This is a genomic window from Sphingobacterium sp. BIGb0116 (assembly GCF_024808035.1).
Classification (GTDB): Bacteria; Bacteroidota; Bacteroidia; order Sphingobacteriales; family Sphingobacteriaceae; genus Sphingobacterium; species Sphingobacterium paramultivorum.
Genome location: NZ_JANUDT010000015.1, coordinates 16,798 through 43,102, shown reverse-complemented (window position 1 = coordinate 43,102; position 26,305 = coordinate 16,798). Strand labels below are relative to the sequence as shown.

General features: G+C 40.1%; 33 protein-coding genes. 21 read left to right on the top strand and 12 right to left on the bottom strand.

All coding sequences use genetic code 11. The annotated features are described in order from the left end of the window. Positions 1-334: 334 nt before the first annotated feature. Positions 335-964, bottom strand: a complete 630-nt coding sequence (locus M2419_RS27160; protein WP_259256356.1) for an NAD(P)H-dependent oxidoreductase — start codon at positions 962-964, stop codon at positions 335-337. Positions 965-1,079: 115 nt separating this feature from the next. Between M2419_RS27160 and M2419_RS27155 the strand changes: the two genes are divergently transcribed. Next, complete coding sequence (locus M2419_RS27155; protein WP_259256355.1) at positions 1,080-1,445, top strand: helix-turn-helix domain-containing protein; 366 nt, start codon at positions 1,080-1,082, stop codon at positions 1,443-1,445. A gap of 135 nt (positions 1,446-1,580) precedes the next feature. Here the strand turns inward: M2419_RS27155 and M2419_RS27150 are convergent, their stop codons facing one another. Next, on the bottom strand, positions 1,581-2,147 hold the full coding sequence (locus tag M2419_RS27150) for a TetR/AcrR family transcriptional regulator (protein ID WP_139419373.1): 567 nt from the start codon (positions 2,145-2,147) through the stop codon (positions 1,581-1,583). Positions 2,148-2,244: 97 nt separating this feature from the next. Here M2419_RS27150 and M2419_RS27145 point away from each other — a divergent pair, with 97 nt between their 5' ends. Both M2419_RS27145 and M2419_RS27140 read left to right on the top strand, forming a co-directional pair. Then, positions 2,245-3,255 (top strand): hypothetical protein, encoded by a 1,011-nt coding sequence (locus M2419_RS27145; protein ID WP_259256354.1) that lies wholly within the window; start codon positions 2,245-2,247, stop codon positions 3,253-3,255. A 30-nt stretch (positions 3,256-3,285) separates the two neighbouring features. Next, positions 3,286-3,723 (top strand): nuclear transport factor 2 family protein, encoded by a 438-nt coding sequence (locus M2419_RS27140; RefSeq protein WP_259256353.1) that lies wholly within the window; start codon positions 3,286-3,288, stop codon positions 3,721-3,723. A 413-nt stretch (positions 3,724-4,136) separates the two neighbouring features. Here the strand turns inward: M2419_RS27140 and M2419_RS27135 are convergent, their stop codons facing one another. Further along, positions 4,137-5,099: an aldo/keto reductase gene (locus M2419_RS27135; protein ID WP_259256352.1), complete on the bottom strand. Its 963-nt coding sequence runs from the start codon at positions 5,097-5,099 to the stop codon at positions 4,137-4,139. Between the two features lie 105 nt (positions 5,100-5,204). Between M2419_RS27135 and M2419_RS27130 the strand changes: the two genes are divergently transcribed. Beyond that, positions 5,205-5,552: a helix-turn-helix domain-containing protein gene (locus M2419_RS27130; protein ID WP_259256350.1), complete on the top strand. Its 348-nt coding sequence runs from the start codon at positions 5,205-5,207 to the stop codon at positions 5,550-5,552. A 148-nt stretch (positions 5,553-5,700) separates the two neighbouring features. Here M2419_RS27130 and M2419_RS27125 read toward each other — a convergent pair whose 3' ends face one another. Then, on the bottom strand, positions 5,701-5,895 hold the full coding sequence (locus M2419_RS27125) for a hypothetical protein (RefSeq protein WP_259256349.1): 195 nt from the start codon (positions 5,893-5,895) through the stop codon (positions 5,701-5,703). A gap of 165 nt (positions 5,896-6,060) precedes the next feature. On the opposite strand from M2419_RS27125, the gene M2419_RS27120 reads away from it, so the two are divergent. The 10 genes from M2419_RS27120 to M2419_RS27075 all read left to right on the top strand — a co-directional run bounded on the left by M2419_RS27120 (position 6,061) and on the right by M2419_RS27075 (position 12,421). Continuing rightward, complete coding sequence (locus tag M2419_RS27120; RefSeq protein WP_259256348.1) at positions 6,061-6,282, top strand: hypothetical protein; 222 nt, start codon at positions 6,061-6,063, stop codon at positions 6,280-6,282. Between the two features lie 324 nt (positions 6,283-6,606). Beyond that, complete coding sequence (locus M2419_RS27115; protein WP_259256347.1) at positions 6,607-7,182, top strand: Crp/Fnr family transcriptional regulator; 576 nt, start codon at positions 6,607-6,609, stop codon at positions 7,180-7,182. Positions 7,183-7,248: 66 nt separating this feature from the next. Further along, positions 7,249-7,692, top strand: coding sequence for a carboxymuconolactone decarboxylase family protein (locus M2419_RS27110; RefSeq protein WP_072961334.1), 444 nt, complete (start codon positions 7,249-7,251; stop codon positions 7,690-7,692). 85 nt (positions 7,693-7,777) lie between these two features. Further along, the gene (locus M2419_RS27105; protein WP_259256345.1) at positions 7,778-8,533 is read left to right on the top strand and encodes an SDR family oxidoreductase; all 756 of its coding nucleotides are present in this window, start codon (positions 7,778-7,780) and stop codon (positions 8,531-8,533) included. An 88-nt stretch (positions 8,534-8,621) separates the two neighbouring features. Further along, the gene (locus M2419_RS27100) at positions 8,622-9,533 is read left to right on the top strand and encodes an oxidoreductase (protein ID WP_259256343.1); all 912 of its coding nucleotides are present in this window, start codon (positions 8,622-8,624) and stop codon (positions 9,531-9,533) included. Between the two features lie 13 nt (positions 9,534-9,546). Further along, positions 9,547-10,338: an aldehyde reductase gene (locus tag M2419_RS27095; protein WP_259256342.1), complete on the top strand. Its 792-nt coding sequence runs from the start codon at positions 9,547-9,549 to the stop codon at positions 10,336-10,338. Next, entirely contained in the window at positions 10,326-10,520 is a 195-nt protein-coding gene (locus M2419_RS27090; RefSeq protein ID WP_259256341.1) for a hypothetical protein, read from the top strand. The genes M2419_RS27095 and M2419_RS27090 overlap by 13 nt, the downstream gene beginning before the upstream one ends. 29 nt (positions 10,521-10,549) lie before the next feature. After that, positions 10,550-11,341: an AraC family transcriptional regulator gene (locus M2419_RS27085; RefSeq protein ID WP_259256339.1), complete on the top strand. Its 792-nt coding sequence runs from the start codon at positions 10,550-10,552 to the stop codon at positions 11,339-11,341. Positions 11,342-11,443: 102 nt separating this feature from the next. After that, complete coding sequence (locus M2419_RS27080; RefSeq protein ID WP_259256338.1) at positions 11,444-11,944, top strand: hypothetical protein; 501 nt, start codon at positions 11,444-11,446, stop codon at positions 11,942-11,944. Between the two features lie 30 nt (positions 11,945-11,974). Continuing rightward, positions 11,975-12,421 carry a GNAT family N-acetyltransferase gene (locus M2419_RS27075; RefSeq protein WP_259256337.1) on the top strand — a complete coding sequence of 149 codons (447 nt, stop codon included), beginning with the start codon at positions 11,975-11,977 and terminating at the stop codon, positions 12,419-12,421. Positions 12,422-12,784: 363 nt separating this feature from the next. Here M2419_RS27075 and M2419_RS27070 read toward each other — a convergent pair whose 3' ends face one another. The 5 genes from M2419_RS27070 to M2419_RS27050 form a co-directional block, all read right to left on the bottom strand. Beyond that, complete coding sequence (locus tag M2419_RS27070) at positions 12,785-13,537, bottom strand: SDR family oxidoreductase (RefSeq protein ID WP_259256336.1); 753 nt, start codon at positions 13,535-13,537, stop codon at positions 12,785-12,787. A gap of 30 nt (positions 13,538-13,567) precedes the next feature. Continuing rightward, positions 13,568-13,993 (bottom strand): DUF4440 domain-containing protein, encoded by a 426-nt coding sequence (locus M2419_RS27065; RefSeq protein ID WP_259256335.1) that lies wholly within the window; start codon positions 13,991-13,993, stop codon positions 13,568-13,570. 153 nt (positions 13,994-14,146) lie between these two features. Further along, positions 14,147-15,013: an AraC family transcriptional regulator gene (locus M2419_RS27060; protein WP_259256334.1), complete on the bottom strand. Its 867-nt coding sequence runs from the start codon at positions 15,011-15,013 to the stop codon at positions 14,147-14,149. A 321-nt stretch (positions 15,014-15,334) separates the two neighbouring features. Beyond that, entirely contained in the window at positions 15,335-16,378 is a 1,044-nt protein-coding gene (locus M2419_RS27055; RefSeq protein WP_259256333.1) for an alpha/beta hydrolase, read from the bottom strand. Between the two features lie 5 nt (positions 16,379-16,383). Next, complete coding sequence (locus M2419_RS27050; protein ID WP_259256332.1) at positions 16,384-16,797, bottom strand: OsmC family peroxiredoxin; 414 nt, start codon at positions 16,795-16,797, stop codon at positions 16,384-16,386. A gap of 499 nt (positions 16,798-17,296) precedes the next feature. On the opposite strand from M2419_RS27050, the gene M2419_RS27045 reads away from it, so the two are divergent. Genes M2419_RS27045 through M2419_RS27035 form a run of 3 tightly spaced genes read left to right on the top strand, consistent with a single transcriptional unit; the run spans position 17,297 to position 19,148 of the window. Next, on the top strand, positions 17,297-17,494 hold the full coding sequence (locus M2419_RS27045) for a hypothetical protein (protein ID WP_259256331.1): 198 nt from the start codon (positions 17,297-17,299) through the stop codon (positions 17,492-17,494). Positions 17,495-17,535: 41 nt separating this feature from the next. After that, on the top strand, positions 17,536-18,738 hold the full coding sequence (locus M2419_RS27040; protein ID WP_259256330.1) for a hypothetical protein: 1,203 nt from the start codon (positions 17,536-17,538) through the stop codon (positions 18,736-18,738). Between the two features lie 5 nt (positions 18,739-18,743). Then, a complete protein-coding gene (locus M2419_RS27035) occupies positions 18,744-19,148 on the top strand; it encodes a hypothetical protein (RefSeq protein ID WP_259256329.1) in 405 nt (134 codons plus the stop codon). 528 nt (positions 19,149-19,676) lie between these two features. Here the strand turns inward: M2419_RS27035 and M2419_RS27030 are convergent. Then, the gene (locus M2419_RS27030; protein ID WP_259256328.1) at positions 19,677-20,411 is read right to left on the bottom strand and encodes a pirin family protein; all 735 of its coding nucleotides are present in this window, start codon (positions 20,409-20,411) and stop codon (positions 19,677-19,679) included. A 368-nt stretch (positions 20,412-20,779) separates the two neighbouring features. Between M2419_RS27030 and M2419_RS27025 the strand changes: the two genes are divergently transcribed. Together M2419_RS27025 and M2419_RS27020 are read left to right on the top strand one after the other, a co-directional pair. After that, positions 20,780-21,643 carry a restriction endonuclease gene (locus M2419_RS27025; RefSeq protein ID WP_259256326.1) on the top strand — a complete coding sequence of 288 codons (864 nt, stop codon included), beginning with the start codon at positions 20,780-20,782 and terminating at the stop codon, positions 21,641-21,643. Between the two features lie 558 nt (positions 21,644-22,201). After that, entirely contained in the window at positions 22,202-22,540 is a 339-nt protein-coding gene (locus M2419_RS27020; protein WP_259256325.1) for a hypothetical protein, read from the top strand. A gap of 220 nt (positions 22,541-22,760) precedes the next feature. Here M2419_RS27020 and M2419_RS27015 read toward each other — a convergent pair whose 3' ends face one another. Together M2419_RS27015 and M2419_RS27010 are read right to left on the bottom strand one after the other, a co-directional pair. After that, a complete protein-coding gene (locus M2419_RS27015; protein ID WP_259256324.1) occupies positions 22,761-23,489 on the bottom strand; it encodes a pirin family protein in 729 nt (242 codons plus the stop codon). A gap of 71 nt (positions 23,490-23,560) precedes the next feature. Next, entirely contained in the window at positions 23,561-24,136 is a 576-nt protein-coding gene (locus M2419_RS27010; protein ID WP_072963569.1) for an isochorismatase family protein, read from the bottom strand. Between the two features lie 617 nt (positions 24,137-24,753). On the opposite strand from M2419_RS27010, the gene M2419_RS27005 reads away from it, so the two are divergent. Together M2419_RS27005 and M2419_RS27000 are read left to right on the top strand one after the other, a co-directional pair. Then, complete coding sequence (locus tag M2419_RS27005) at positions 24,754-25,299, top strand: carboxymuconolactone decarboxylase family protein (protein WP_072963384.1); 546 nt, start codon at positions 24,754-24,756, stop codon at positions 25,297-25,299. 33 nt (positions 25,300-25,332) lie between these two features. Then, a complete protein-coding gene (locus M2419_RS27000) occupies positions 25,333-26,196 on the top strand; it encodes an alpha/beta fold hydrolase (protein ID WP_259256318.1) in 864 nt (287 codons plus the stop codon). Positions 26,197-26,305: the final 109 nt, after the last annotated feature.

Here is a 26,305-nt window from a genome sequence, read left to right as displayed (position 1 = left end):
GACTCGAGGGATACGGTAAAATCTACCTTCAGGGTAAAACAGGCAAATATTTTTTGAATTATCCTTATAAAACAGAAGCCTACCCGGTGACAATCTATCAATTATTAACGCACACATAAGAAAGTCCAGTTTTGCGAGGAATATGATCAGTGACATTACATTGGTATAAAGTGAGAAAACAGGCTATTGACAAGAATAGGATGGGAGTGGTACTATTTGCATGTAGGTACATTAGTGCCAAAGCTATTACAGAAATATAAAGTATACCAAGAAGAAGTTTCCTAGATAAAAAGAGATGTTGGTTCAATAAACATCTCTTTCTATTTGAGATAACTTAGTTTAGAGTATGTACCATTTCCTCTAACGGTATTCTGACTTTCTTCGTGTTCGCTAAATAATCGTTTGCTTCATCACGATATCCAAGAGAAAGAATAACTGTGCTGTGTAATCCTTTTTCGTCAAGACCTAACAGTTTGTCGAAAAGCTCGGCATCAAAACCTTCCATAGGTGTCGCATCAACCCGTAAGTTAGCCGCAGCAACAAGTGCTGTTCCTAATGCGATATAGGTTTGTTTCTCTGCCCAGTGTCTGTTCTGCTCATCGGTTCTACTTCTAAAAAATGAATCAATGGAGACAAATAATCCATCTAATGATTCAATTGATACATTTTTTACTTCGGCCGTCAGAGAAACTAAATCTTGTACGTTTTGCGTTGTGATCTTATTATAAGCGGCAAAAACCAAGAGATGTGAAGATTCTGCAATCTGTCCGTTAAATGAATCTGCCTTCAATTTAAGTTTTAATTCTTCATTTGAGATCACAAATAAGCGATAAGGCTGTAATCCGCAGGAGGATGCACTTAAATTAATAGCTTTAAGGATTAATTCTATCTTTTGCTCATCCACTTTTTCAGTGCTATACTTTTTAACTGCGTATCGCCAGTTTAAATCTTGTAATAATTCCATTTTGTAAAAACTTTTTTTTCTTTAACAAAGGTATAGTCCGATGGTGACTTTTAGTAACTTTGTAGCAAAAAGTAATGGTGACATTTGGGTAACCATCTTAGTAAATTGTAGAATTATGGAAAATATTGCTGGAGAAAATATTGACAACCCTGTTAAAGAATGTAGTTACAATATATTGTGTATCCATGATGCCATGGATGTTATCGGAGGACGATGGAAAGTATCCATAATAGCCTGTTTATGTTATCAGCCCATGCGTTATTCTGAATTATTGCGTGAAGTAAAAGGTATTTCTGGTAAGATGTTGAGCAGAGAATTGAAAGATATGGAGATTAATCAGTTAATCAGCCGAACGGTCACCAATACCCAGCCGCTATCAGTTGTTTATGAGCTGACAGATTATGGGCAAACTTTGCGGGAATTGACATTAACGATTTCAAATTGGGGACGTAATCATAGAAAGAAAATCATGGAAAAATAACCAGTCAAAATTTGATTTAGTTAAAGTTAGGTAGAGAAGCGATATTTTCCGCATCCTCTTTTGAAACCTTTTTCTGGCATTTATCCAAGCAAAAATATAGAAAGGAATATTTGTTACTTTTTATCTCGTCCTAATTTATCTTTCCACTATTGAAATAAGTTTTAGCATCATTTCAATGACTTTTTCTTTGGTAAGAGGAATAACGTTGTGAACAATGGTATATCCTTCTACAAAAGGTATAAGGAAACTTACAATTTCATCCGGCTTACTGCAAAATTTAGAGATCAGATCAATCATCCAAATACAGTATGTCTTATAATATGTTTCTACAGCTTTTTGCAACTCTTTGTTTCTGGCAGCCAAAGTCCATATTTCTTGGAACATCAAAGTTTGATGGCTTGATTTGCTATCGATCAGCAACATACTCAGTACTTTTTCCAGGAAAATATCTTTATCCGGGGTGCTGCCTTCAGTTAACATCTTAATGGCATGGGTAAGTTCTTTCTTGCAGCTTTCAAAGTAAAATTCAACCGTGGCGATGAAGAGGAGGTCTTTATCCTTATAGTAATACTGAAGGTTACTTAGCGATATATTTGCACTTTTAGCAACCATTCTCATAGAAAGTTTTTCGGCACCTTTTTCGGTAAGTATATTGATCGTCGTCGATAAGATCTGATGTAATCGCTCTTCTTTTTTGTCCATCTGGTAAATTTAAAAATAAAATATTAAAAATTACTTTTAATTAGGTCAAATGACCTATATTTGCAATAGGTCATTTGACCTAATTTAATATTGCATTATGGAATCAAACAAAAAAAGAATTTTAATTGTTGGCGGTTACGGCCAAGTAGGCAGTAACATAGCGCGTCTGATCAGAAATGAAGATAGAACTGCTCAGCTCATTCTTGCAGGTCGAAATCCCCAAAGTGGTGAAATGTTAATAAAGGAATTGGCAAATGCTGAAACAGCCTATATTAATCTGGATGAAAGCTTTGATTTAAGCGACTTCGGAAAAATTGACCTTATCATTTCCGCATTAGACGATCACAGGAATGTTTTGAGGGAAACTGCTTTAACAAATGGCATTTCTTGTATATCTGTAAGTGAATTAGCCGATCAGATTTCTCCGATGGTATTTCTAAGCTTACATAAAAGGATCTCTGCGCCGATGGTATTTGCCGGACATTGGCAAGGGGGACTGTTGACACTTGTAGTCAAACATCTGGCAGCCAGATTTAGCAGGGTAAACAAGGTAGAGACCGCAGGATTATATGATCCAAAAGACCCTGTTGGGCCATTGGTTACCGAAGAAGTAAAAGGTTTCGTCGGTAAGGCACTTATTCGCCAGGATGGGAGCTGGCTATCAGTAGAGTCGAGAGATCATGCGAGATTGATCGCGCTGCATGATCATTCACAAGCTTTGGGCTATCCAATGGGTACCTTGGATGTTCCCAGTATAGCAGCTTTTACCGATGCTTCAAATATTCGATTTGATTTTATTGTCGGGGAGTCGATAGGCAGCAGCAAAGGGTTGGGGGCATCGCATGATCTGTACATTGAGATTGAAGGAACTTTATTGTCCGGGGAAAGGACTAAGCTTCGCACGATAGTTTCCGGGCCAAGAGGGAATTCCCATCTCACTGCGGTGGGTATATATTTGATAGCAGAAAGTATATTAGGTCTAAAAGGGCAGTCCGTACAGAAAGCGGGAGGTCTTTATCTTCCTGAAAATATTGTTTCATCGGATGATATTATCAGCCGTTTATCAGGATTCGGAATCAATGTAGTTGAAGAGATCGGTATAAGTTAACTTAGGATCGATTCAGTACAATCTTCTGATATGAGAAAATCATTAATCATCATCATATTAATGCTTGTAGCATGCAATATAAGTGCACAGGCAAAAAATGATCACTTAAAACAACAGAAAAAAATGAAAAATGCAACAATCTTACACAATGCCAATGAATTTGTTTTAGAGGGCGACTATGAAAGTTTTTTAGCTTATTGTACTCCAGGAACAAAATGGGTATTTGTTGGGGAGCGTACCCTTAATGGGAAAGAAGAAGTACGCGCTTATATGAAAGAATTCTATTATGAGCCTCCTGTATTCAGCGTGGAAAAAACTATCGAAGATGGCGATTTTGTGATGGTAACCGGAGAAATCCGACTAAAAAATAAAGATGGAAAATATGAACATTTTGATTATTGTGATCTTTGGCGATTCGAGGATGGAAAGATAGCTGAGCTAAAAGCTTTTGTTATCGAGAAAAAATAATTTATAAAGATAGATTACCCAAACACTTCTTGGGGATTGCGGGTAGCATGAGAACAATGGAATTGTTCCATGCTACCGGACGTTATGGAAATAAAGAGAGTTACTATCAATAACTGAATAAGAAAAGTGAGGTTATTTTTAGGCTATTTATAGGACTTTCCTTAGAGAATGAAAATTTGAAAGACAATTAAAATCATGGAATTTTGAAATTTTTAATTTGAAAGCCACCTGCTCGGTGGCTTTTTGCATGACCGCTTCTATACGTTCCTGCAACATGAATATTGTTAGATTCGAATAATTTGAAGTATATCATGGTTTCTGCAGTCGTAATATCGATTAGTAAAATTCAATAACGCTCAATCTGACCAAAAAAGCCTAAGGTAAAAAGTACTACTTACCTTAGGCCTTTTAAATTAACCACGTACAGTATTCAGCAGATCGTGCGGATACCCGAGGCTAATGGCACTTAATTCATCCAGCTTCGTTACTTCTTCAGCCGTCAAATTGATTTCGGCGGATTTAATACCCTGCTCACATTGTTCCAGTTTTCGAGCACCCAGTAGAGGAAACGCATGCTTTGATAAAGTCCATGCAAATGCAATCTGCCCGGGCGTAGCGCTGTATTTTTCCGCAATTGCTACGAGCTCATCGATGATCAGTTTGGTTTTCTCGTCTTCTGAATATTCAGCATCAGTAGAATGACTGATGCGCCCAGATTCACCCTTTCTATATTTGGCGGTCAGCAGTCCGCCAGCCAGTGGCGAGTACATCATGAGCCCCAGACCAAATTCCTTTGCCATAGGGATCAGTTCACGGTCTGCTGTACGCTGCAATAAATTATATTCAATCTGTAATGCGGTAAGTTTGGTCGATGATGCCATGGCCGATGCTTTCCATGCCGGGAAATTTGTCAGTCCCGCATACAATATTTTTCCTTCCCTGATCAGATCCTGTAACCCCATGGCTATTTCTTCCAGCGGAGTTACCCCGTCATCATAATGGGGCATGTAAATATCAATGTAATCCGTATTCAACCTTTTCAGACTCTGTTCAACAGCCTGTCGCATGGATTTACGGTTATTTCCAAAATTGCTGATGGCAGGACTGGGCTCACTGCTTCTGGTATACTTTGAGCAGATGATAAAATTGCTCCGCTGACCTTTCGTAAAATTACCGACGATCTCTTCAGCCTCTCCAAATTGATATACATCCGATATATCGATAAAATTACCACCTGCATCTGCGTACGCTTTTAAAATCTTTTCTGATTCTTCGGGACCTGTTCCATAACCTTTTCTTGTCCCAAAATTTGCAGCTCCCAATATTATTTCACTGGCGTAAAGCCCGGTTCCTGATCCAAATAACTTATGTTCCATATTTTTATATTTACTTTGCAGCAAAGTTAAGGGCATAAGCTAAGCGTGTCAATTACGGATAAATTTATCTATACCCAATTTACAGATTCTTAAAATATAGTGGCTATGTACGAAAAAAAGCTTCCGGTTAATTTAGATTGCGGTTTACATCTTTTCCTGCAGGTGGTTCAGGGAAAATGGAAAATAAACCTACTCTGGGCGATCCATTCAGGAATCAAACGCCCGGGTGAACTCCAGCGGAAAATTCCCAATGCCTCCAGACGCGTACTGGATGCACAGCTAGGGCAACTGATCGAGCATAAATTAATCAGCAAAAGAGTTTACGACGAGCTTCCGCAAAAAGTAGAATTTGAGCTCACCAAGTTAGGAGCGAGCCTGATACCTGTCATTGAGGTGACGGCCAGATGGGGTGAGGATAACAGAAATGAACTTGAGCAGCTGTTTAGAATCTAGCCATTAGCTATTGAATGCGATACATGGTAATGCTGGGGAATTCTATAATCTTCTTCACCAATGCATTTGTCGCCTCAGGGGTTGAAATTGGAGTTTTTTCCCAAATATGAATGTATGAAAAGGTCCGATTTATTTGGGCAATATTATCCTAAAACCGTTCAGGCTCTGGAAAATCTTTATTTTCTTTGGCCATCTGAAACAGAAATTCATTTCTCTCTTTTCTGTCCAGTTTTAGAACATGCTCGAAAGCGCCGAAATCAACACCATTGTTTCCGCCGTCAATCGGATGCTGTGCATGTACAATCTCAATTATTTTTTTCTCTATTTCCTCTTGATTTCCCATCTGGTAAGGATAAGTCCTATTTGCATATGAACATTCTAAAATTGCATGTTATCAAAATTAGCTCTTGAAGCATATGATTTGCAATAGATTTAACGAGGTTTAAATAGATTTTATGAGTACGGTTTCCCTCAAAAATCAAATTCAATTTTTTGTTTACTTGCACCCATGAGATGCCAATTACAAAATTCGATCATTCTAATGATCATTGATGCTTTGAAATATAACTCATCCGGAATAGGAATCAGGATTACCCATCATATTACCATAACACGCGGCCCAGAAAAAAGCTGGATAGCATTTCAGCGTAAAGACGGTCAGCCTGTCAGCGCATTTGATTTTTTTAATCTGGGACTTCATATTGACTGGTACAATACACAATATGCTTAAAGCAAATGACGGTATTGTATCCACATTTAAAAATTCGGGTAAATTACTTAATGAGGTAAAGATTTCCGGAGCTTTGGTGATATAAATTTAAAGCTCATGAAGCAAAAAGAGATGCGGGAATCCGCACTGAGATCTTTTTCTCAATCAGGCTCTTTTTATTTTTTTGGTAAGCAAGATTAAAATTTTCTAAGATAGTAAACACTGTGGTCAGGTAGAATTAAAATAAAGTCTATATTACTTATCCCAAACCCATAAATCCACAACAAATACATTATTTTTTGTTATCTTAAAGGCACTAATCACGATGAAGACAGACTTAAGATAATGCTTGAACAGTTCAAAAAACACCTCAATAAATTTATAACCGTTTCCGATGGGGAATTTGAGGCTATAGCCAGATATTTTGAGATGCAGACGCTAAAAAAAAAGGAAAACCTGTTGACCGAGGGCCAGGTCTGCAAAGCGAGCTATTTCGTGCTGGAAGGTATCCTGAGGAAATTCTTCATCAATGAAAAAGGTGTTCAGCAGACTACTGAGTTCGCGATAGAAAACTGGTGGATGACAGAGACGTTCTCCTACATCAATCAAACGCCAACAGAGTTTTACATCCAGTCCGTACAGGCGTCGCAGGTCCTGATTATCCGCCAGAAAGCCTACGATGATCTACTGGAAAAGCATCCGGCTATGGAAAGGTATTTTAGGATGGTGTACCAGAAAGCTTATGCCGCAGCACAGATGCGCGTGAAGATGCTTTACGAGCATTCCAGGGAAGAGCTGTACCGCCAGTTCCTTAAGAACCAACCTGCATTTCTGCAGCGGGTACCCCAATATCTCATTGCTTCCTATCTGGGTTTTACACCCGAGTACCTGAGCGAAATCCGAAAAAAAAATTTTTCTTAAACCCGTTTAAGTTTTTCCGGTTCACATTTTTCCAACTTTGTAGTATCAAAATTAAAAAAAAGAAAAATGGAAAAACGAATCAACATCAGCACGACGGAACCACAGGCATTCAAAGCAATGTTAGGATTGGAGGGTTATCTTTCAAAAATTGATATCTCACAAACGTTAAAAGAGCTAGTCAAAATCCGTGCATCACAGATCAACAACTGTGCTTACTGTATCAGCATGCACACCAAAGATGCCATCAAAAATGGAGAGACCCCTGAACGTATATTCCTGCTAAGTGCCTGGAGAGAAGCAACAAAATTCTTTACAGAACAGGAGCAGACCATCCTTGCGATGACAGAGGAGATTACCCTTATCCACCATAGCGGACTGAGCGAGGAAACCTACGGCAAGGCGTCCGAATTTTTCACCGAAAACCAGATCGCGCAGATCATCATGCTTGTCGTGACCATCAATGGCTGGAACCGGATTGCGTTGAGCACCCATCTGCAAATAGAAGATTAATGTGCAGGCCTACGGGGAGCTGAGGAAAATGACCAGAAGTATTTCATTAGCTCCCTTTACCCAATAACCCCTAAATCATATAACCATGTCGAAAATTTTGATCACCGGAGGAACCGGAAATCTCGGGAAAAGCCTGGTCAGCGTACTGGAAGAAAACAACGTGCAGTATACCATCGCAAGCCGTCAGAACAGAGCGAAAAAACAAAATGTCGTTGTGATGGACCTGCTGGAAAACAAGGGAATCAAAGAGGCGGTATCCGGCAAGGAAATCATCTTTCATCTGGCGACGGATTTAAAACGTGATACAGAAGCCACCCAGAACCTGCTCGACGCAATTGACCCGGATTCCAAAGTCCATCTGATTTATATTTCTGTAGTTGGTACGGATAAAGTTCCCTTTGCTTACTACAGGCAGAAGCTGGCATCAGAAGAAGCGGTGAAACGATCCGGTATACCCTATACCATCTTAAGGGCAACGCAGTTCCATGAATTTATTGATCAGATACTTTCGACATTTTTAAAATACCCGATCGGCCTGCTGCCCAAAAGGATCCTGCTGCAACCGATAGAAACAGCAATTGTCGCCGAAAAACTTTACCGGTTATCCTTGGATGGCGCGTCCAATAAAACCTATGAGATCGGTGGGGCGGAGGTCCATACCCTAGAAGAGCTTGCAAAACAATGGTTGATAAAAAAAAACAAAAAACGTTTTGTGTTCAATTTGCCAATCTGGGGTACACTTGGAAAAACATTCCGCAATGGAAGTATGAACACTCAGAACAGCAAAAAGGAAAGCAGCAGCTGGAGAGAGTGGCTTAAAGAAAATAACCGACAGGACTGACCTTCACAACAAAGAAAATTTGAACTCCACAACAAAACTCCATAAGGGCTATTCCACGAATTTTGTAGGAGAATAAAAACAAAGGATTATGTGGACAATAAATAATATACCTGATCTATCAGGAAAGACCGTGATCGTTACCGGATCAAACACCGGTATCGGGTTTGAAACGGCAAAGGCACTGTATGGAGCAGGCGCGAGCGTGACCATTGCCGCAAGAGATGAACAGAAGGCCCAAAATGCCATTCAAAAAATTCAGTCCGAGACAGTAGGGAAAGGAGAGTTGGACTATGGGGTGCTCGATCTTGGCAATCTGGACAATATTAAAAAATTTGCAGAAAAGTTTGCGCAAAAGCATTCGAAACTTGATCTGCTTGTGAACAATGCTGGTGTAATGGTTCCACCAGAATCTAAAACGGATGATGGATTTGAACTGCAGTTCGGTGTAAACTTTATTGGTCATTTTGCGCTGACTGGACATTTATTGCCGCTGCTCAAGCAGGCTCCGCAGGCAAGGGTAGTCACCCTTTCCAGTGGTGCGGCAACTTTAGTGGACGGCATAGATTTTGACAATCTCAGACTTGAAAAAGGCTATGATGAATGGCGTGAATATGCGGTTAGCAAGCTGGCGGATATCCTGTTCAGCTATGAGCTGGATAGGCGATTCAAGAAGGCTTGTTTATCAGCCATTTCTGTTGCCGCACATCCTGGGGTCACGCGGACCGACCTACAGCGGAACATCCCGGGAGAGAGTCTGGAAGGTATGTTTGCCGCATTCGATCAGGTGATGGATCCTTGGCAGGGAGCCCTGCCAAGTCTGTTTGCAGCCACAGATCCATCAGTTATAGGCGGTAAATTCTACGGTCCGGACGGCGAAAAAGAATACGCCGGGTATCCCGCTCTTTCCGGTCACAGTACTGCCGCAATGAACGATGAAGCACTTGCGGGAATGCTCTGGGAATTTGCCGAAAACGCAATACAGTTAACCTATAAATTTTAAGATCCAATCCAATATGAACAATCAGACAGTTTTAGTAACCGGAGGCACCGGATTTTTGGGAATAAATACCATTCTTGCATTACTTGGGCACGGATTTACCGTGAGAACCACGCTGCGCACGCTTTCCCGGAAAAATGAGATATTGGATGCCCTGAGCGAAGGCGGTATCAGTACTTTTGATCAGCTCTCTTTTTATCAGGCCGACCTACTCTCCGATAGTGGTTGGGATGAAGCTGCACAGGGATGTGATTATGTGCTGCATGTAGCATCCCCATTTGTAGCGGAGCAGCCCAAAGATGAAAATGAACTTATCATCCCCGCAAAGGAAGGTACCTTGAGAGCCCTGAGAGCCGCAAACAAAGCGGGCGTTAAACGTGTGGTGCTCACATCCTCCTTTGCTGCGATCGGTTATAGCATCGAACCCAAAAATCATGTTTTTACAGAATTGGACTGGACTGATGAGAATGTACCGATCCAGGCTTATATAAAATCAAAAACAATAGCAGAAAAGGCTGCTTGGGAATTTATGAAGAATGAAACCACAGCAATGGAACTAACGGTCATCAATCCTGTTGGAATTTTTGGTCCCATTCTGGGCGGAATTTCATCAGCTTCACTGGATACGGTCATCAAGGGAATTATAGATGGGCTGATCACGGAAAATGCGCCTTTTACCTTCGGCGTGGTGGATGTGCGCGATGTCGCCGATATCCACATCAAGGCTATGCTGCATCCCCAAGCTGCGGGACAGCGATTCCTTGCGACATCGGAAGGAGCGATGAGTTTTATGATGTGGCACAGTTGATCAGAAAGGAGCGGCCGCAGCTGTCCGAAAAAATCGCTGCCATGCAGCCAACTCCGGCAGACCAGTATACGGTCATGTCAAACAGAAAAGCAGTAGAAATACTGGACTGGCATCCCCGTTCCAAAGAGGAAGCAATACTTGCAAGTGTGGACAGTTATAAGATCGCTGATCCCAAGAATTAATCTGCGTAGATCAGTATATTTAGTAGACTATGAAATTTAACAACATCCAATCCTGTCATCTTGGCCCGGAGATTTCGCCCGAGAATTATATAACGGAAAACTACTTCCTGTACTTATTGAAGGGGACTATGAAGGCTTATGATGGCGAAAAAAGCTACTCAATACAACCGGGTGATTACTGTATCGCCCGCAAAAATCATTTGGTACGTTATACCAAATACAAGGATAATGATGCATTTGAAAAAATTATCATTACCCTTGATGAAGCCTTCCTGAGAAGGTTCCCAGAACGGCATGTGTATGAAGTAAAGCCATCGGCTAGTGGGGATTCATACATTTTTATACCGGAAAACAATCTCATAAATAATTTTATCACATCGCTGGAGCCCTATTATACGGGAGACCTGGACATCAGTGCCGATTTCGCTGACATAAAGAGGGAGGAATTAGTTATGATCCTACTCAGATCGAATCCTGATCTGGTCGATATTCTATTTAATTTCTCTGTCCCAGATAAGATCAATTTAAAGGAGTATATGAACAAAAATTTTAGATTTAACCTCAGTCTGGAGAAATTTGCATTTTTTACCGGCAGGAGCCTATCGACATTCAAGCGGGATTTCCAAAGAGCTTTTGGAACCACGCCCGGAATCTGGCTCAAGAAAAAAAGATTGCAGGAAGCCTATTTTCAAATTGCTGAGCAATCCAAACGGCCGGGCGAGGTATATCTGGAAGTAGGTTTTGAAGATCTTTCGCATTTTTCTTTTGCGTTCAAAAAAGAGTTCGGAAAAACACCAAATGAGGTAGCAAACAAATTTTAAATCGAAATCAGAGAATATTCTGAAAAACTATTTGCCTATCACTTTAACAGGGTAAGCTTGTCTGTTATCTTTAAAATGTATCAAATTGCCAAAAACTTAAGCATGGAACTGATCTACAATGTCGCACTTGAGGTAGAAATAAACAGTGGGGAATCCTCCTTGCTTCATAAATATATCAGCTTGCATCCCGAGCACAAAAAACATATCGCTTCAGGGCAGTTTGCTGAATATTTCAACGACCGGGAAGAAGCAGAGGGACTTCAGTTTACCCTGACTAAGGAAGTGCTCGATATCTGTGTCGCTGTTCTTGAGGATCAGGAATTTGGAGATCCAGTTGAGGACGAAGATAAAAAAAGATTGATCGATAAATTTTATTCCTGGTCAAAAATCATTTACAATGAAGAGGATCATCTTGAAGAACTCAAAATGGAATATAACTATTTCAAATTGAAGAATATCGTATCAGAAGACGATTATTTCAATCTAAAAAGATACTTAAGTGTCAAAACTTACAGGACGGATTTTATACCTCCACAAAGCACAGTTAACCGTTCAATCTTTGAGAAGATCCGCAAGTACTTTTCCTTGCGGAGAATCAACTAATATGATAAGAGAATTTTTAAAAAGATAAATATGAGAATTTTACGGGCAACGGCAGATCATCTGGCTGAACTGGCTCAACTATTTGCCGAATATAGGGTATTTTATGAACAGCCCATGGAATATAGCAGATCATACGACTTTCTAAAGGAACGGATCGAGAAGAATGAGAGTGTAATTTTTATAGCTGTATCCGATGAGAAGATTTGTGGTTTTACCCAGCTATATCCATCTTTTACTTCTGTTGGAACTGAAAAAATCTGGGTACTGAATGATATATTCGTCAATCCGGAATACAGGAAGAGGGGAATAGCGGAGTCTTTGATCGAAGAGGTGCTTGCTTACAGTAAAGCGTCTGAGAGAGGAAAAGTTGTACTATCTACTTCTTATTACAACCTAAAGGCTCAGAAACTGTATGAAAAGTTAGGCTTTACTAAAACAGAATTTCATACTTACGTTAAATATATAGAATCAAAATAGTGATGGTATGAGGATATGACTATTAAATCCATACATTCCAATCAGCGGACGAAGCGCTATCTATGGAATTTAGATGGCGCTTTTTACTATTCAGGCCAATGGAATCCTATTAAAAGAAACAAGATCTTTTAAAAAAGATTCATGGGAACACAAAATGTGATAAGGGTCGGGGCGATAAAAGGAAACTCTTTTCTGTGCCAAAAAAATGAAATGAAAAGCCCGGGAAAGAAGACACGTTAATATGTGAAAAAATTTAAACACCAATTGCTGGTGATAATCAACAATAAATGCAGGCGAGCCGACCTGCATTTGTAATAAAAGATCTCTGAAAGATCAGTTAACTAAGTAATAGATCGGAATGCTTTAATTAGTCAAAGTACTCAGCGCCCAATCCTCAAAATGGATCTTGCCTGCATTATATTCTCCAGCAGGGACTAACAGCGATTTAGGGACTACAAGATGCATATATTTGCTGTCCTCGTCAGAAAAAACTTTTAAAGGCTTTCCGCTTATCTCGATATATTTCGCAACAAAATCATCCATATTTGCTCTGGTTGGACCAGCAATCTCCACCGTACTGTTTTTAGGCTCCTCGAGTGCGAACTGAACAATGTAATCCGTTACATCTTCCAGCGCAATGGGCTGATAGTCGATCTTTGACACAAAAACCTTGTCAGCCAATCCCTGAACGGCGATTATCGTATCGGTATGTTCATGAAACTGTGTTGAACGGATGATGGTATAAGGGATTCCGGAGTTCTTGATATTGTCTTCCTGATGTTTCTTTGCGCGAAGATATCCTATCTCCAGCGCATCGTCCGTTCCTACAATCGAAAGAACCAGATGATGCCTGATGTTCGCTGCCAGCTCTGCATTCACCAGATTCTTTCCTGCGGTCAGAAAAAAGTTGATTGCATTTTCTTCTTCAGGAGAAGAAGAGTTGGATAAATCTATCACGATCTCTGTATTTTCCAGTGCCTGGGAAAGACCTTCTCCAGTCATGATATCCACTCCATGTGAAGGGGAACCAATGATCACCTGATGACCAAGTTTTTCCAGTTTTTTTGAGACCAGCCTTCCCGTAAGACCTGTGCCACCGATTACTAAAATTTTCATATCTGAACTATTTAAATTTGTAAAAATTGATTAAAATAAGCTTCGTACCTGTACGCCGAATGGATTTCCAAACCAGCATCTCCAATATCCGTCCGGTCCTTTCTTTGCGTAATCGCTTGAAGTTCCGGTAATATTTATTTTTTCGCCGTTATTTCCTGTTCCAACGATTTTCCACTCCAGCACCAGTGCGGCCAGATTATCGGTAGAATAAATATTCCTGTTAACAATTTTTATCGGCAATCCGAATCCGAATGACTGCTGCAGCTCACGGGCGATCTCTGTTTTTCCACGTTTGGGCTCGCCACTGGTATTAATGATGACCGCATCATCCTCATAGAAGCCAAGCATAGCTTCGATATCCCTGGAATTAAAATGATCCAAAAGAGAATCTACAATTCCCTCAGGGGTGGTTGCTAATTTATAAATTGGACTTTCTGCTGAATTATGACCTTCCATAAGACCTAAGAATTTATATTAAAAGATATACTGTACCGTACAGCTTATCTACAGTACAAAATTGATCAAAAAATGAATGCAGGAAAACTGACAAACAGAGGTAAAAGGTGGACAAAAAATGAAAATGTAATTAAGCTTAATAGGATGGTTTGTCTAATCCCGGTCTGGATGGGAGCGTAGTGTTTTTCTGTAATCACCAGGTGACCGTCCTGCCTTTTTTGTAAAAAGCCTGATAAAGTACTTTGTATCTTCATAACCAAGTTGGTCTGAGATTTCCTTAATACTCAATTGGGAATAATAGAGCAGGCGCTGTGCTTCGCTCAGTATTTCTTTCTGGATCAGTGCTGATGCAGAAATGCCCGTCACTTTTTTAACGACATCGTTCAGGTGGGCCACCGAAATATTTAACTTCTGGGCATATTCCGAGGGGCGTTTTACACTGCGGTAATCACGCTTTACAAGATTTCTGAATTCGGTGGCGATACTGATACCCCGGGGGCTATGACTTATAGCCCCGGATTCTAATTTACACTCGTAACAAATTACCGCCTGCGCTATAAAAGCAGACAGCAAGGGCTGTTGCACCTCTTTATTTGCGGTATTGTTTATACTTTCCAGATTTTTCAGGGAGTCCAGAACCGAGGTAAACCATTGTTGCTCCGGCGTTGAGAGTGATAATATAATGGTTTCATCTAAAGATGCATCGAGAATGTCCTTTGCCGAACTGGTGATATGATGGCCCTCAAAAGATATGTAATAACCAGATGTGCCTAAAATCCCCGTGATCTGATGAACCTGGTGCGGGGGGCAGATAAAAAGTGTTCCGGCAGGCATGGTCAGCTGCTCACAATCGAACAGCACTTCCAGTTCTCCGGCTTCAATAAGCATGCAGGTATAGTGGTCATGCCGATGCGGATTCAGCGCTTTTAGGATGCCGGGAGTTGAACCATCCCATATACCAACTGCAATACTGCTGCTGGAATCCATGCTGTTCACTAAAATAGAATCACTTTTTGGCATGCGGCGCAATTTTAAATTCAAATTTAATTCATATACTTTAAGAATTACTATTGATTGTGCTTAATTATCCTGATTTTTTAATTATTTGTACAAATTCCATTAGAGGGGCAAATAAATTTTGGAATACCTCCAAGCCAGCAATAAGTGAGGGAGTTGATCTCAAAAAAATAGGTGATAAGCATTCTTAGTAATCTCAAATATAGCCTCATTTTTCAAGAAAATGTGCTCAAGTATACATGCTTCCAATAATCAATCATATAATACAGTAACACCAAACAGAGATACCTATTTGGTGTTAATTTTTTAAAAACAGATGCTATTTTACTTAGCAAACAATGCTTTTCTTAACGCAGTCGCGGCATCCAGCACAGATTCCTGTACAGCGTGGATATGCGCTAGCGGGTTCAGCATCCCGTAATCGTGGATAAAGCCTTTGTATTCTGTAACAGTCGTTGGTACGCCGGCATCGTCCAGTTTTCTGCCATAGGCAATACCTTCGTCATGCAGAATATCATTCTCGGCAACCTGTACTAGTGCAGGAGGCAAACCTTTCAGTTCTTCCAATGAAGCTTTCAAAGGTGAAGCATATTTGTTGTCCCTTTCTTTTAAGTCAGGTAAGTAATTGTCCCACATCCATTTCATCAACGGGGTTGTCAAAAATCTTTCCTGTGCAAATTTTGTGTAAGAAGCTCTGCTGAAGTCGGAGTCTGTTACGGGCCACAAAAGTACCTGCTGTTTTAGTTTAGGACCATTTTTGTCTTTTGCCATTAACGCTACCACTGCGGCCATATTTCCACCTACACTGTTTCCGGCAACAGCAAGCCTACTTGGGTCAACCCCGATCTCTTTTCCATGTTCAGCTACCCATTTTGTCGCGGCATAGGCCTGATTGATAGCAACCGGGAATCTGGTTTCCGGAGATGGTGTGTAATCAGGGAAGACAGCTAGCGCACCACTGTTGACAACAAGGTCACGAACCAGTCTTCTATGGGTCGGATAATCTCCCAAAACCCATCCGCCGCCATGAAAGAACATAAACACGGGTAAACCGTCTTTTGCGTCTTTGGGTTTTACGATATGGATTTTTACGGTCTGTCCGTCTTGTGTGATTGTCTTTTCGGACTCCTGGATATCCGAATAATCGAAGATTACCGATTTTTGAGCGCCCACCAACACTAGTCTAGCGTCTTTAGGTGATAAAGTTTCCAGCGGTTTTCCGTCGCCACTGTTCAAAGCTTTTAAAAATTCTCTTGTTTCCCGGCCAATGTTTGGGTCCTGGGATGCTGGGTTTGATTGTGCCATGATATTGGAATTTAAGATGGCGAGTGCCGCCAATGTTAAAACTTTTGAATAGATTGTTCTCATTGTGATTATTTTTTAAGGTTGATGTTTAAAATGATTTCGAAGCTGAATGCTGCGCTTACAGGACAGGTTCTTTCGGCCTCTCTGGCGATTTTTTCAAATTCTTCCGATGAGATCCCGTCCACTTCAGCATGGAGCAGCAGTTCAGACTGAGTGATTTTCCCATTGTCTAATGTAATGATAGATTTTGTCTCCAGCTTTTCAGGGTGGTAACCGGCCTGTGTGAGGTCTAGGCTAAGCTTCATTGTAAAACATCCTGCGTGGGCCGCAGCAAGCAGTTCTTCGGGATTTGTTCCGACGCCTTCAGCGAAACGGCTGTTGAATGAATACTGGGTCTGCTTCAGAACGGAACTTTGCGTGGTTAGATGTCCGTTTCCTTCTTTGATTGTACCGTTCCAAACGGCGGTAGCATTACGTTTCATACTCTTTATTTTTGATTGTTAATTTCTTATAGGACAAAGGTATGTCATATAGGCAATCCAAATAAATAGCAAAAAGTCGATAAAAATTGTACTTTTTTCCTTTTGTGGTCTAATTTTTAATTTCTTTCCGAAAAGCTCAAATGTATATCTTTTGTTTGATAGATTGAAGTATCCATAAAATTTACAGGAGATATTAAGGAAGAAGATATAAAATCGGTTCATATGAAAAGTTTTCCCGCAATTTTTACTGCCCGATTTTACCACTAAGCATTTAATCTCTCAATTAAAAAAAAATGTTTTTTTTAGATCAATAGGATCCCTAAAACGGCTATAAATAGTTTGTTTAATCAAAACGGGGAAATTTTGCCTAAAATGTGATAGGGATGTGTTAGTAATGTGGTATCACTATTTTTTGAGATTAGTCGGTAAGTGATGACTTTTGTTATAGTCTGTTAAAGAAAATTTCAGACAGTCATTTATTAATCTAGACATCATCAAAATGAAAACGAAAAGAACATCAGAAGATCCCACTCTTCGAACCAAGCTCAGTTATGTGAGCCCGACAATTTCAGAGAACACTGTTATTCACGAACATTCAATTGCTAGCGGTTCCGCTTCAACCTCTTCCGTTCAGCAGGGAACAGTCAAAGAAGAATGGAATGGCCCTTCTTCAGAGGAGAGGGAGGTATATTGGTAGTTTATTCATTGGTACTTAAAGATTCAAAAGACAGTAAGGTTATGAAAAAATTTTTTCATTATTATCTTTCCGCTATTATAGGGCTGGCATTTGCCTTTTGTATGTTAGGATGTTCCAAGGAGAATAGCCCCGGTGCAGAAAATGTGGCCAAAGTACAGGTGATTCTGGGCGGGATCGACAACAAAGATATTGCAACACTCAAAGCTTCAAAGGAAGAGTCTGTCACTTCAAACAGCAGTGTCCAGATAAGGAACATAAAACTGGGGGAGGACCTTTACCTACAGGCGCGCCTGTCGAAGGTTGGTGGGAGCCAATTCAATTCCAGTTCGGATATTGCCCTAAAAGCGAGCGGTTCCGGAACAAAGGCGGTTGTCAAAGATGTAGTTGCAGGAGTAAAGTATAAGGTAATGGTTTATGATTCCCAGAGAGCCTACGTGGATGAGGCGGAATATACTGCAGGCGGAAGCAATACGCAGCAATTTACGCTTGTTCCCAACAAACAGTACAGCTTTATCTGCTATTCACTCAATGGAACCGATCCATTGCCATGGGTATCCAATGTGGGATCTTCTCTAGCAGAGGCGAATTTAGCGCTAACCATGTCGTGGACATCAACATCCGGGAACGACGATCTTCTTTACACACGTATTGACAAAACTGTTGTTGCCGGCATGAATGTGCTTGACATACTCTTCAAGCATAAATTCACTGAAATCACCACAAAAGTTGATGCAAGTGCCATTGGGCCGATTGTAGATGCTGAGCTATATTTTGGTGAAATCTATAAGAATATTGACGTTGATCTTGAAAGTGGCGCATTAACGTACAAGGGGCCCGATGTTCGTAAAATGGTATTTCCGGCATTCAACCTTCCTGTCATTACAAGTCGGTCCATGACCATTGCACGTCCTGGTTTCAATGGGGAAAATCCATACCCAGGATCAGCTCTGATCCGAAAGGTATATGGTAACATCAAAATAGGAAACGTCGAGAAATATTTTGAAGTCCCTGAACTGGCCGTTGAACCTGGCGAACGTTATTCACTGGACATTGTCATCAAAACCAGTCCCGATCAGGTGGCAGGCCTTGTGTGGGCACCCGGTAACCTAAAATATGATGGTGCTTCTTATTCATTTTCGTACACCAATGGACTGGGTAGCTATTTCCCTTTTGGCCACCTTTATCCTTATGGGATGAAAGGGCTTACAGCGATGATCCCAGTAATTTGGGAGATCCTTGCATAGGTATTATGGATGGTTATACTTGGCGTACACCCACCAAAGCAGACTTTGACGCTCTCGCGGCACTTGGTCAGGTAGAAAATAAAACAATTTCGGGACTACAGGGCGCCTGGTATGCAACCAGCGCGACCAAAGGAATTTTCTTTCCAGCGGCAGGCTATAAGGATAATCAGAATTCTGCCTCTAACCCCCTGTCTGCTGCGAATGAAGGCTGGTACTGGTCCCAAACGCAGGATGGACAGTTGGAGGACGGTTCAGGCGGTGGGATATTCGCACTTCACATGGGCACAACGAATTCAGGAGGTCTAAGATCAGTTCAGGTCGAGCGTCGGGCAATGAATACACTGCCGACGGGAACCAACGATTATGCCCGTTCACGTAGTACGCAGATACGCTGTGTGCGTGATCTATAAATAGCGAAAATATTTTCAGTTCAGGGTGGGGGAGATCGAGCGTTTAATTAAGTCTGTCTTTCAAGCGAACTGAAAGTGCTTTAGTCAGTGGGATTTTAGAATAGTATAATTTTATAAATCCCTGATTATTATTATTGAATATTATCGAACTGATTTGCGTAAAGGTTCATGATATTATATTTGGATATGCTCAGCAGGTATCGTTGTCCCTGCTGAGTTTTTTTAAGCTGTTTAAGATTATAGTTTTGTAGATTTTCAAGCGTGTGCATATTCAGTTTTTTTCATTTAAATTTATCCGGGGCCCACAAGTCATTATATTTGAAAATGGTATTGAAATTTTTCATGACAGTCCTCATCAGGTCAGTCAAAGATTATATGTTTCCGATTTTTCATTCGCGTACAGGTTTTACCGGGAGCTTTATAGGATAGCTCTTTCTTAATTTCCAACACTGCCACCTAGCAAATAAGAATAGACCTATTATCCGTTAATATCCGGAAAAATAAGTCTTACTTCTGGTTTCTATAATGTTAACCTCTTGTATTCCCACTGTACATACCTTCCTTAAAAATAGGACTGTTTTCATCTGTTAAGAACAGGACCAATTCCGCTCCCGTTGAAGTACTGATCGTGAATTTTTCATCTCTGAAAATAAGCGAATCATTTTTTTCCAAACTTAATTCCGGATTTATCGTTACGGAACCCTGATAGACATACAGCAGTCCGGTGAGGTTGTCTTTCGGCAATTTGGGCAATTCAAAGCTGCTGTCTGAGGATAACCTGGTATCAAATATCCAGGTCTGGCTACTGAAACGTAACTTGGTTTCTTCTGATGGCGATGCCAGTAGGCGCCATTTGTTTTCGCTGTAAAGCTCATCAAGGTCCTGGAAAATTACTTCGGGTATCAGGTCTTTTTCTCCAGGACGGATAAAGATCTGCAGCCCCTCATGGGGTTCAGCAACGCCATCAATTTCTTCCTCGTGATAGAACCGTTTACCAGCTTTCATCAGCATTATCTTTTTGGGACCAAGATCTTCACTGAAACCTTCGGAATCCGAATGCTTTACTTTTCCTGTCCGGAAATAGGAGAGAATCTCATCATTTACATGAGGATGCATACGAATTGTTTGTTTTCCCCGAAACGTTGCGTGATCTATTCTTCCGATACTTCCAATACCTGAATCACCGGTGTTCTCTGGACCCGGATGAAGGATTTTAATAGGGCCATGATCTCTAAATGTACGGCCTGATATTTTTTGTAACATAATATTTTATTTAAATTAATATTCATTTTTCTTTTACAAATTTATCGCTGTATCATTCCTTCGGACGTTGATATTTGTCACAATCGTTTATCGAGGCCGCTGATTTTAATTTTCTATTGTGATAAATGTCAACGTTTTGAGGTTGAGGAATATGTAAGTTCTTGATGAATGAATTTTAAAGTAAGGATCAAAGTGGCGATTTACGGCCTGCGGGTGTCGACAACAGGGCAATGGTGGTGGGTATTTCATTATTTTGAGGATAGGGTCGACGGAGGATAAAACACTAAAATCACCGATAATTTATTTTGTTCCCTATCCGATAAACTAAATCGCTTAATTTTATGGTTCCGGTATTTGATCATTAAACTATGGAAAATAAGAGTTCGTCAGATTTGACCTGGCAGGAATACGAGGCAATCACGAAATATATCTATGAAATGCTCGGCGCGAAGTACGGCATAAAAGTTAAGGGCTATGGTAAAGACTGCAAGGTTGTAGGTAAATCGACAGTGAAGCATCAGGTGGATGTATTGACGGAACAGCTGGATCAGGGCAAACCGGTTCTCTGTGCCATCGAATGCAAATTTCTAAAAGATAAAGTAACCAAGGACACGGTTATGAAACTGCATAATATCATGATCGACTGTGCTATCGCAAGTGGCATAATAGTTTCTAAAATGGGCTTTACCAGGGATACAGTGACCTATGCGGAACATCTTGGAATCAAGCTTGTCGAACTACGTGAATTTGACGATGGTACAGGGAAAGCTGTTCGGGACGTGACCCTGGCGGAACTGGAGATACACAACAATATAACCGTTAGACGTCCTAATATCCTAACCATCGATCTTGGAAGTATACAGATCAGTGAGGAGAATCGGATCATGGCAATGCATTTCGCAGATTATGCTATGATACAGACCCCGGAAGGGCGTACAATTCCTTTCAATAAGTATCTTCGTGCCTTCTGTGATGAACTTCACCGCAATAAAACTTTTTTAAAGACAATAACGGTTGATTATCCCCCTGTCGCGGGTAAATTGGTGCGGAAGTATGATGATCGGCAGTACGATATAGAAAAAATTTCTTTTACTGGGTTTCTTTGCGAAATCGACGCAAGCTCAAAGAGATCATTTCAGATCATGGATCAGGTCTGGATGATCATGAAAGAGATTTTTGAGAAAAGATCCTATAAACTGACCAAGAACGGTATAATCTTTAGAGATCTGTAGCCTGAGGAGCTACTTGAGAGAATCGTATATGGACTGCGTCTGCGGATTGAAAGGTCTGTTTTGCCCGGATGATATCGCAAAGATTTAAACGGGGACCTGTAAGGAAAATATCCTTAAGGCGGCAGATTTCCTGGCCAGAAAGGGGGCAAAGGCGCTCATTTTGGGCTGTACTGAACTCCCGTTGCTATTTCCCGAGGAAGCCTAAATCCAGATAGACGGTCAACAGATCGCCCTGATTGATCCGACCCTTATTCTGGCTACAAAGATTGTTGAGTTATCTGACCATAGTGGATTCGATTAAGTTTTCGATTTTTATGTTACAAATTATGCTTGCACTGAGACATTATTAAAGTAAATTTATTTGATCATATTTTTGAAAGGTGAATGCAATGATGAAATGCTATTGATAACGCTTCTAATAATAAAACGATGACGACAGATCACAGCATTTTTGTCATTGTTTTGATAGCAATTTTGGCTTTAACACAAAATTCATTTGTAATAGGATGGTTCATCTTGGAAAAATCTTACTTTTGTTCTACTATTAAATAATATCAGATGAAGGCTTCATACACTATACTCCTTTTAACTTTTGGGCTACTATTAACAACAAGCTGTACGACAAGAAAAAATAATGATGTGCGGGTCGAAAACAAGGAGGAAACAATTTCTGTTACAGGCACTGTGATGCACACAGAAAATGGTAAGGATGGATATATGGCAACGATTAAAAGTGAGGATGGGAAAGACTATGTCGCAACGATAAGTATTGTCAATTTAGGCAAAAATGCTGGAAGCTTTAAAAAATATGAGGTAGGGGATAAGATAAAGGTGAAGGGACCTTTTTGGAAAGATGAAGAAGGAAAAGTACATATTACAGTGCGCCAGCTAAATTAGGAAAGTAAACTCTATTTTAAAGGCCTCTTTTGATCTCTATTTTTTATTTTTTTCAAGGAAAGAATAATAATAACAACTGGTCATGGTTTGCAACAGTTAAGAGATATTATAAAATGATGTAGGAGTGTAGGATTATTTATTAACGTGCTTTGGTAAACAAAATAAAAAAGCCTTTGATTAATTCAAGGGCTTTTTAGAGATATTTTGCTAATGAATGATACTAATGAAATCTATTTCCACTGAACATTCCTGTTTCGCTATACACCGCATCCTTTCTTATTTCAAACAATACAAGATCGCTATCAGAAAGTGCCTCTAAAGTGTGATTTTCATCAACAATAACACTGTCTCCTTTTGTGATAGTATGGTCACCGATCTTAAAGCTTCCGCTGAAACAGTACAACAGATATGTATTCTGAATTTTATGATCCGGAAATGTCACCGAAGATTTTTTAAGTAAGTGTATATCGTATATATTGGTCTGTACCCTTAACTTTAAAGGTGCTTTTGCGTCATAGCCTGCAACAAGTCTCCAGACGTCTTCACTATAGATGTTTTCGAACTCGCTAAAATGTACCTGTGGTGGTAAGCTGTTCTGTGAAGGGCGCATGAAAATCTGCAGCATTTCTACATCGGACACAGCACGTTCTTCATGTGAAATCCCTGTTCCCGCGTTCATTAGCATCATATAAGAGGAATCTAGATGTTCTTGATGTCCTGTACTGTCCGTATGAACCATTTCTCCTGATCGGATATAGGAGAAGATTTCGTCGTCTTGATGAGGATGCATCGGAACTAAACCAGGAGGTCTAAAAGATGCGTGATCAATTCTACCGACCGTTAGATAGCCGGTATCCACATTGCCGAGATTGGCGCCTGGATATAAAATGTTGACCTGGAAAGAACGATTTCCGTGGGTATGTTTTTCAGAAGCTCTAATAATTCTCATAGCTTTAATATTATAGTTAAAGCAAAAGGAACATCGTCAATTTTTACGCTGCACCTCTTGCGGTCATGTACTTAGTGGTAGTTTAAAATTCCCACGAGTTTTTGTCCATTTGGGCTTGTCCAGTCAATGGCAAGTTCAGAAATAATCTGGTCAACAGTTGTAATTATAGCACCAGCCTGTCTCATTCTCTCCAGGGCTAAATTGTCGCCATATTGTGTGTAGGAAGCGGACGCATCTGCGGAAACCTGTACTTCGTAACCTTCGTCCAGCATCTGTAAAACCGGGAAAGTAACACAGATCTCTGTGGTAACTCCCGCCACAAATAATTTTTTTCGTCCGAGGGCTTTTACTGCCTCATTAAAACCATCATGGTGCATGGCGTTTACAATTCCCGGACGTTTGATCCGTGCTGCGAATGCCTCGGGTAAAAGTTCCTGCAGCTCTGGAATCAATGGTCCCTGAACATATTCTTCCATACTGGAAGTCAGTATCACGGGCATGTTGAGTGCCTTTGCGATTTTGGCAAGTTTAATGGCATTTTGTTTTACCAAATTGATGTCATGCGAATGGGTCCATGCCATAGTTCCTACTTGGTGATCAATGAGCAGCATTGCTGCGTTTTCTGGGTTAAATGCTTTTGTGTGCATAATTAGATATTTTATATTATTTACTTGTTTTAACATTAAGCTCTTTAGTGCTTTTGTATATGACAAAGTTATGTTCATTGTATTTCCTAGCTCGTTGACATATGCTACAAAAAAACTGTGACAAAAGTCAATTATTACCTGTAAGAAACTTAGATATAGGCGATTAATTTGTTTTGGATTAACAAAACGTCAGAAAATATTCAGTGATTTTAAGCTGTGCAAAACCGTAATCATACTATTGTATAGCATATTTTCTCTTGGATGATTTAAAGTATAAGCATATAAAAAGGGGACACTTAAATTCTGGATATAAATTAAGCTGTTCCTGCTGAATTCTTTTAAAGTAAACTATTGAGAAGTTAAGCCTTCTTGCTCTGATCAGCTCATATCCTTACTCCCGAGTAATTATAAAAGAGGGGAGTGCCTCCTGAAATGTTAGTTATACCGGACTATTCTTTTTTTATAAGGGACCTATTAAAAGAAAATATCAGGAACTGGAAAAATTGATAACACTTCGGGAAATGCTGCCTAACTCATACCCTATGTAAACATGCAACTTTGTACTGTTGATAATGAGAAACATATTGACAATAAAAAAAAATTAAAAATATAATATTATGGCACGCATTAAAGCATTAAATCCGGAAGAAACTACCGGAAAAACAAAAGAACTTTTTGACATTGTTAAAAGTAAAATGGGAATGGTTCCTAATATGATGAGAACCTTAGGAAATTCTCCTGCTGTACTCAATGCCTATTTAGGCTTCAACGCAGGTCTTAACTACTCTTCATTAGGGGGCAAATTAGGTGAACTTATCGCATTGACCGTGGCGAACGAGAATGGATGTAACTACTGCGATGCCGCACACAGCTACATCGGTGGGAAAATCGGAATAAATACTGAGGACATTGAGAATGCCAGACATGCTTTTTCAATAGATCCAAAAGTAAATGCCGCATTGCTTTTCTCAAAAGAGATCCTTGAGACAAAAGGTGCAGTTTCAAATGAATCTTTACAAAGAGTACGGGCAGCGGGTTACGATGACCCTCAGATACTTGAAATATTGGCACAGGTATCATTGAGCATCTTCACTAATTACGCGAACATTTTAGCAGATACCGATATTGATTTTCCACAACTGACCGTGCTATCTCAAAATTAATCGGAAAGACCAACATTCTAAATATCTTATACAATGAAAACGACATTCAAAACTGAAAAAATAAACGGTGTGGAAATCTTTTATAGAGAAGCCGGTGATAGGAATAGGCCGACTCTGGTCCTGTTGCACGGTTATGCCACTTCTTCACATATGTACAGAAATCTCATCAAGGACCTTTCTCATAAGTATCATTTGATCGCACCTGATTACCCTGGCTACGGAAGGAGCGAGCAACCGCCGATAAGTGAGTTTGCCTACACCTTTGATAATTTTTCAAAGATTATCGGCGCTCTGTTGGATAAGCTTGATATTCAAAAATACAGTCTTTATTTAATGGATTACGGGGCACCTGTTGGCTTTAGAATAGCGAGTGCAAATCCTGAGAAAATTGATTCGTTGATTGTACAGAACGGTTGTGCCTATGAAGAGGGACTTGAAGCCTTCTGGGATCCGATCAAGGCTTACTGGAAAAATATCAACGATAAAGAAGCTGAAAACACATTAAGAGGTTTCCATGATACAAATGGACTAAAATGGCAGTATACCCATAACGTCCCTGACCCGAGTGTCGTTTCCCCTGATAATTGGGAAATAGATCTTAGACATTTAGAGAGACCAGAAAATGGAGCAATACAGCTGGCTCTGTTCTATGATTATCGGACCAATGTTCCTCTATACCCAAGCTGGCAGCAATACTTCAGGGATTACCAACCAGAAATGTTGATCGTTTACGGTAAGGATGATTATATTTTTCCTGGATCGGGAGCTGAAGCATTTAAAAAAGATGTGAAAAACCTTGAATTCCATCTATTTGAAACAGGGCACTTTGCACTGGAGTCACACGGTGAGGAAATTTCGGCCATCATCGAAGATTTTCTTGACAGAAAGGTTAAATAAGAATTTACGTTTAAGCATTAGATTTATAAAATCGCTCTGAAAAAAATGTCTGAGCGATTTTATTTTGTCTGTTTAAGTAGAATGCCGATATCTAGAAAGATGGGATTTT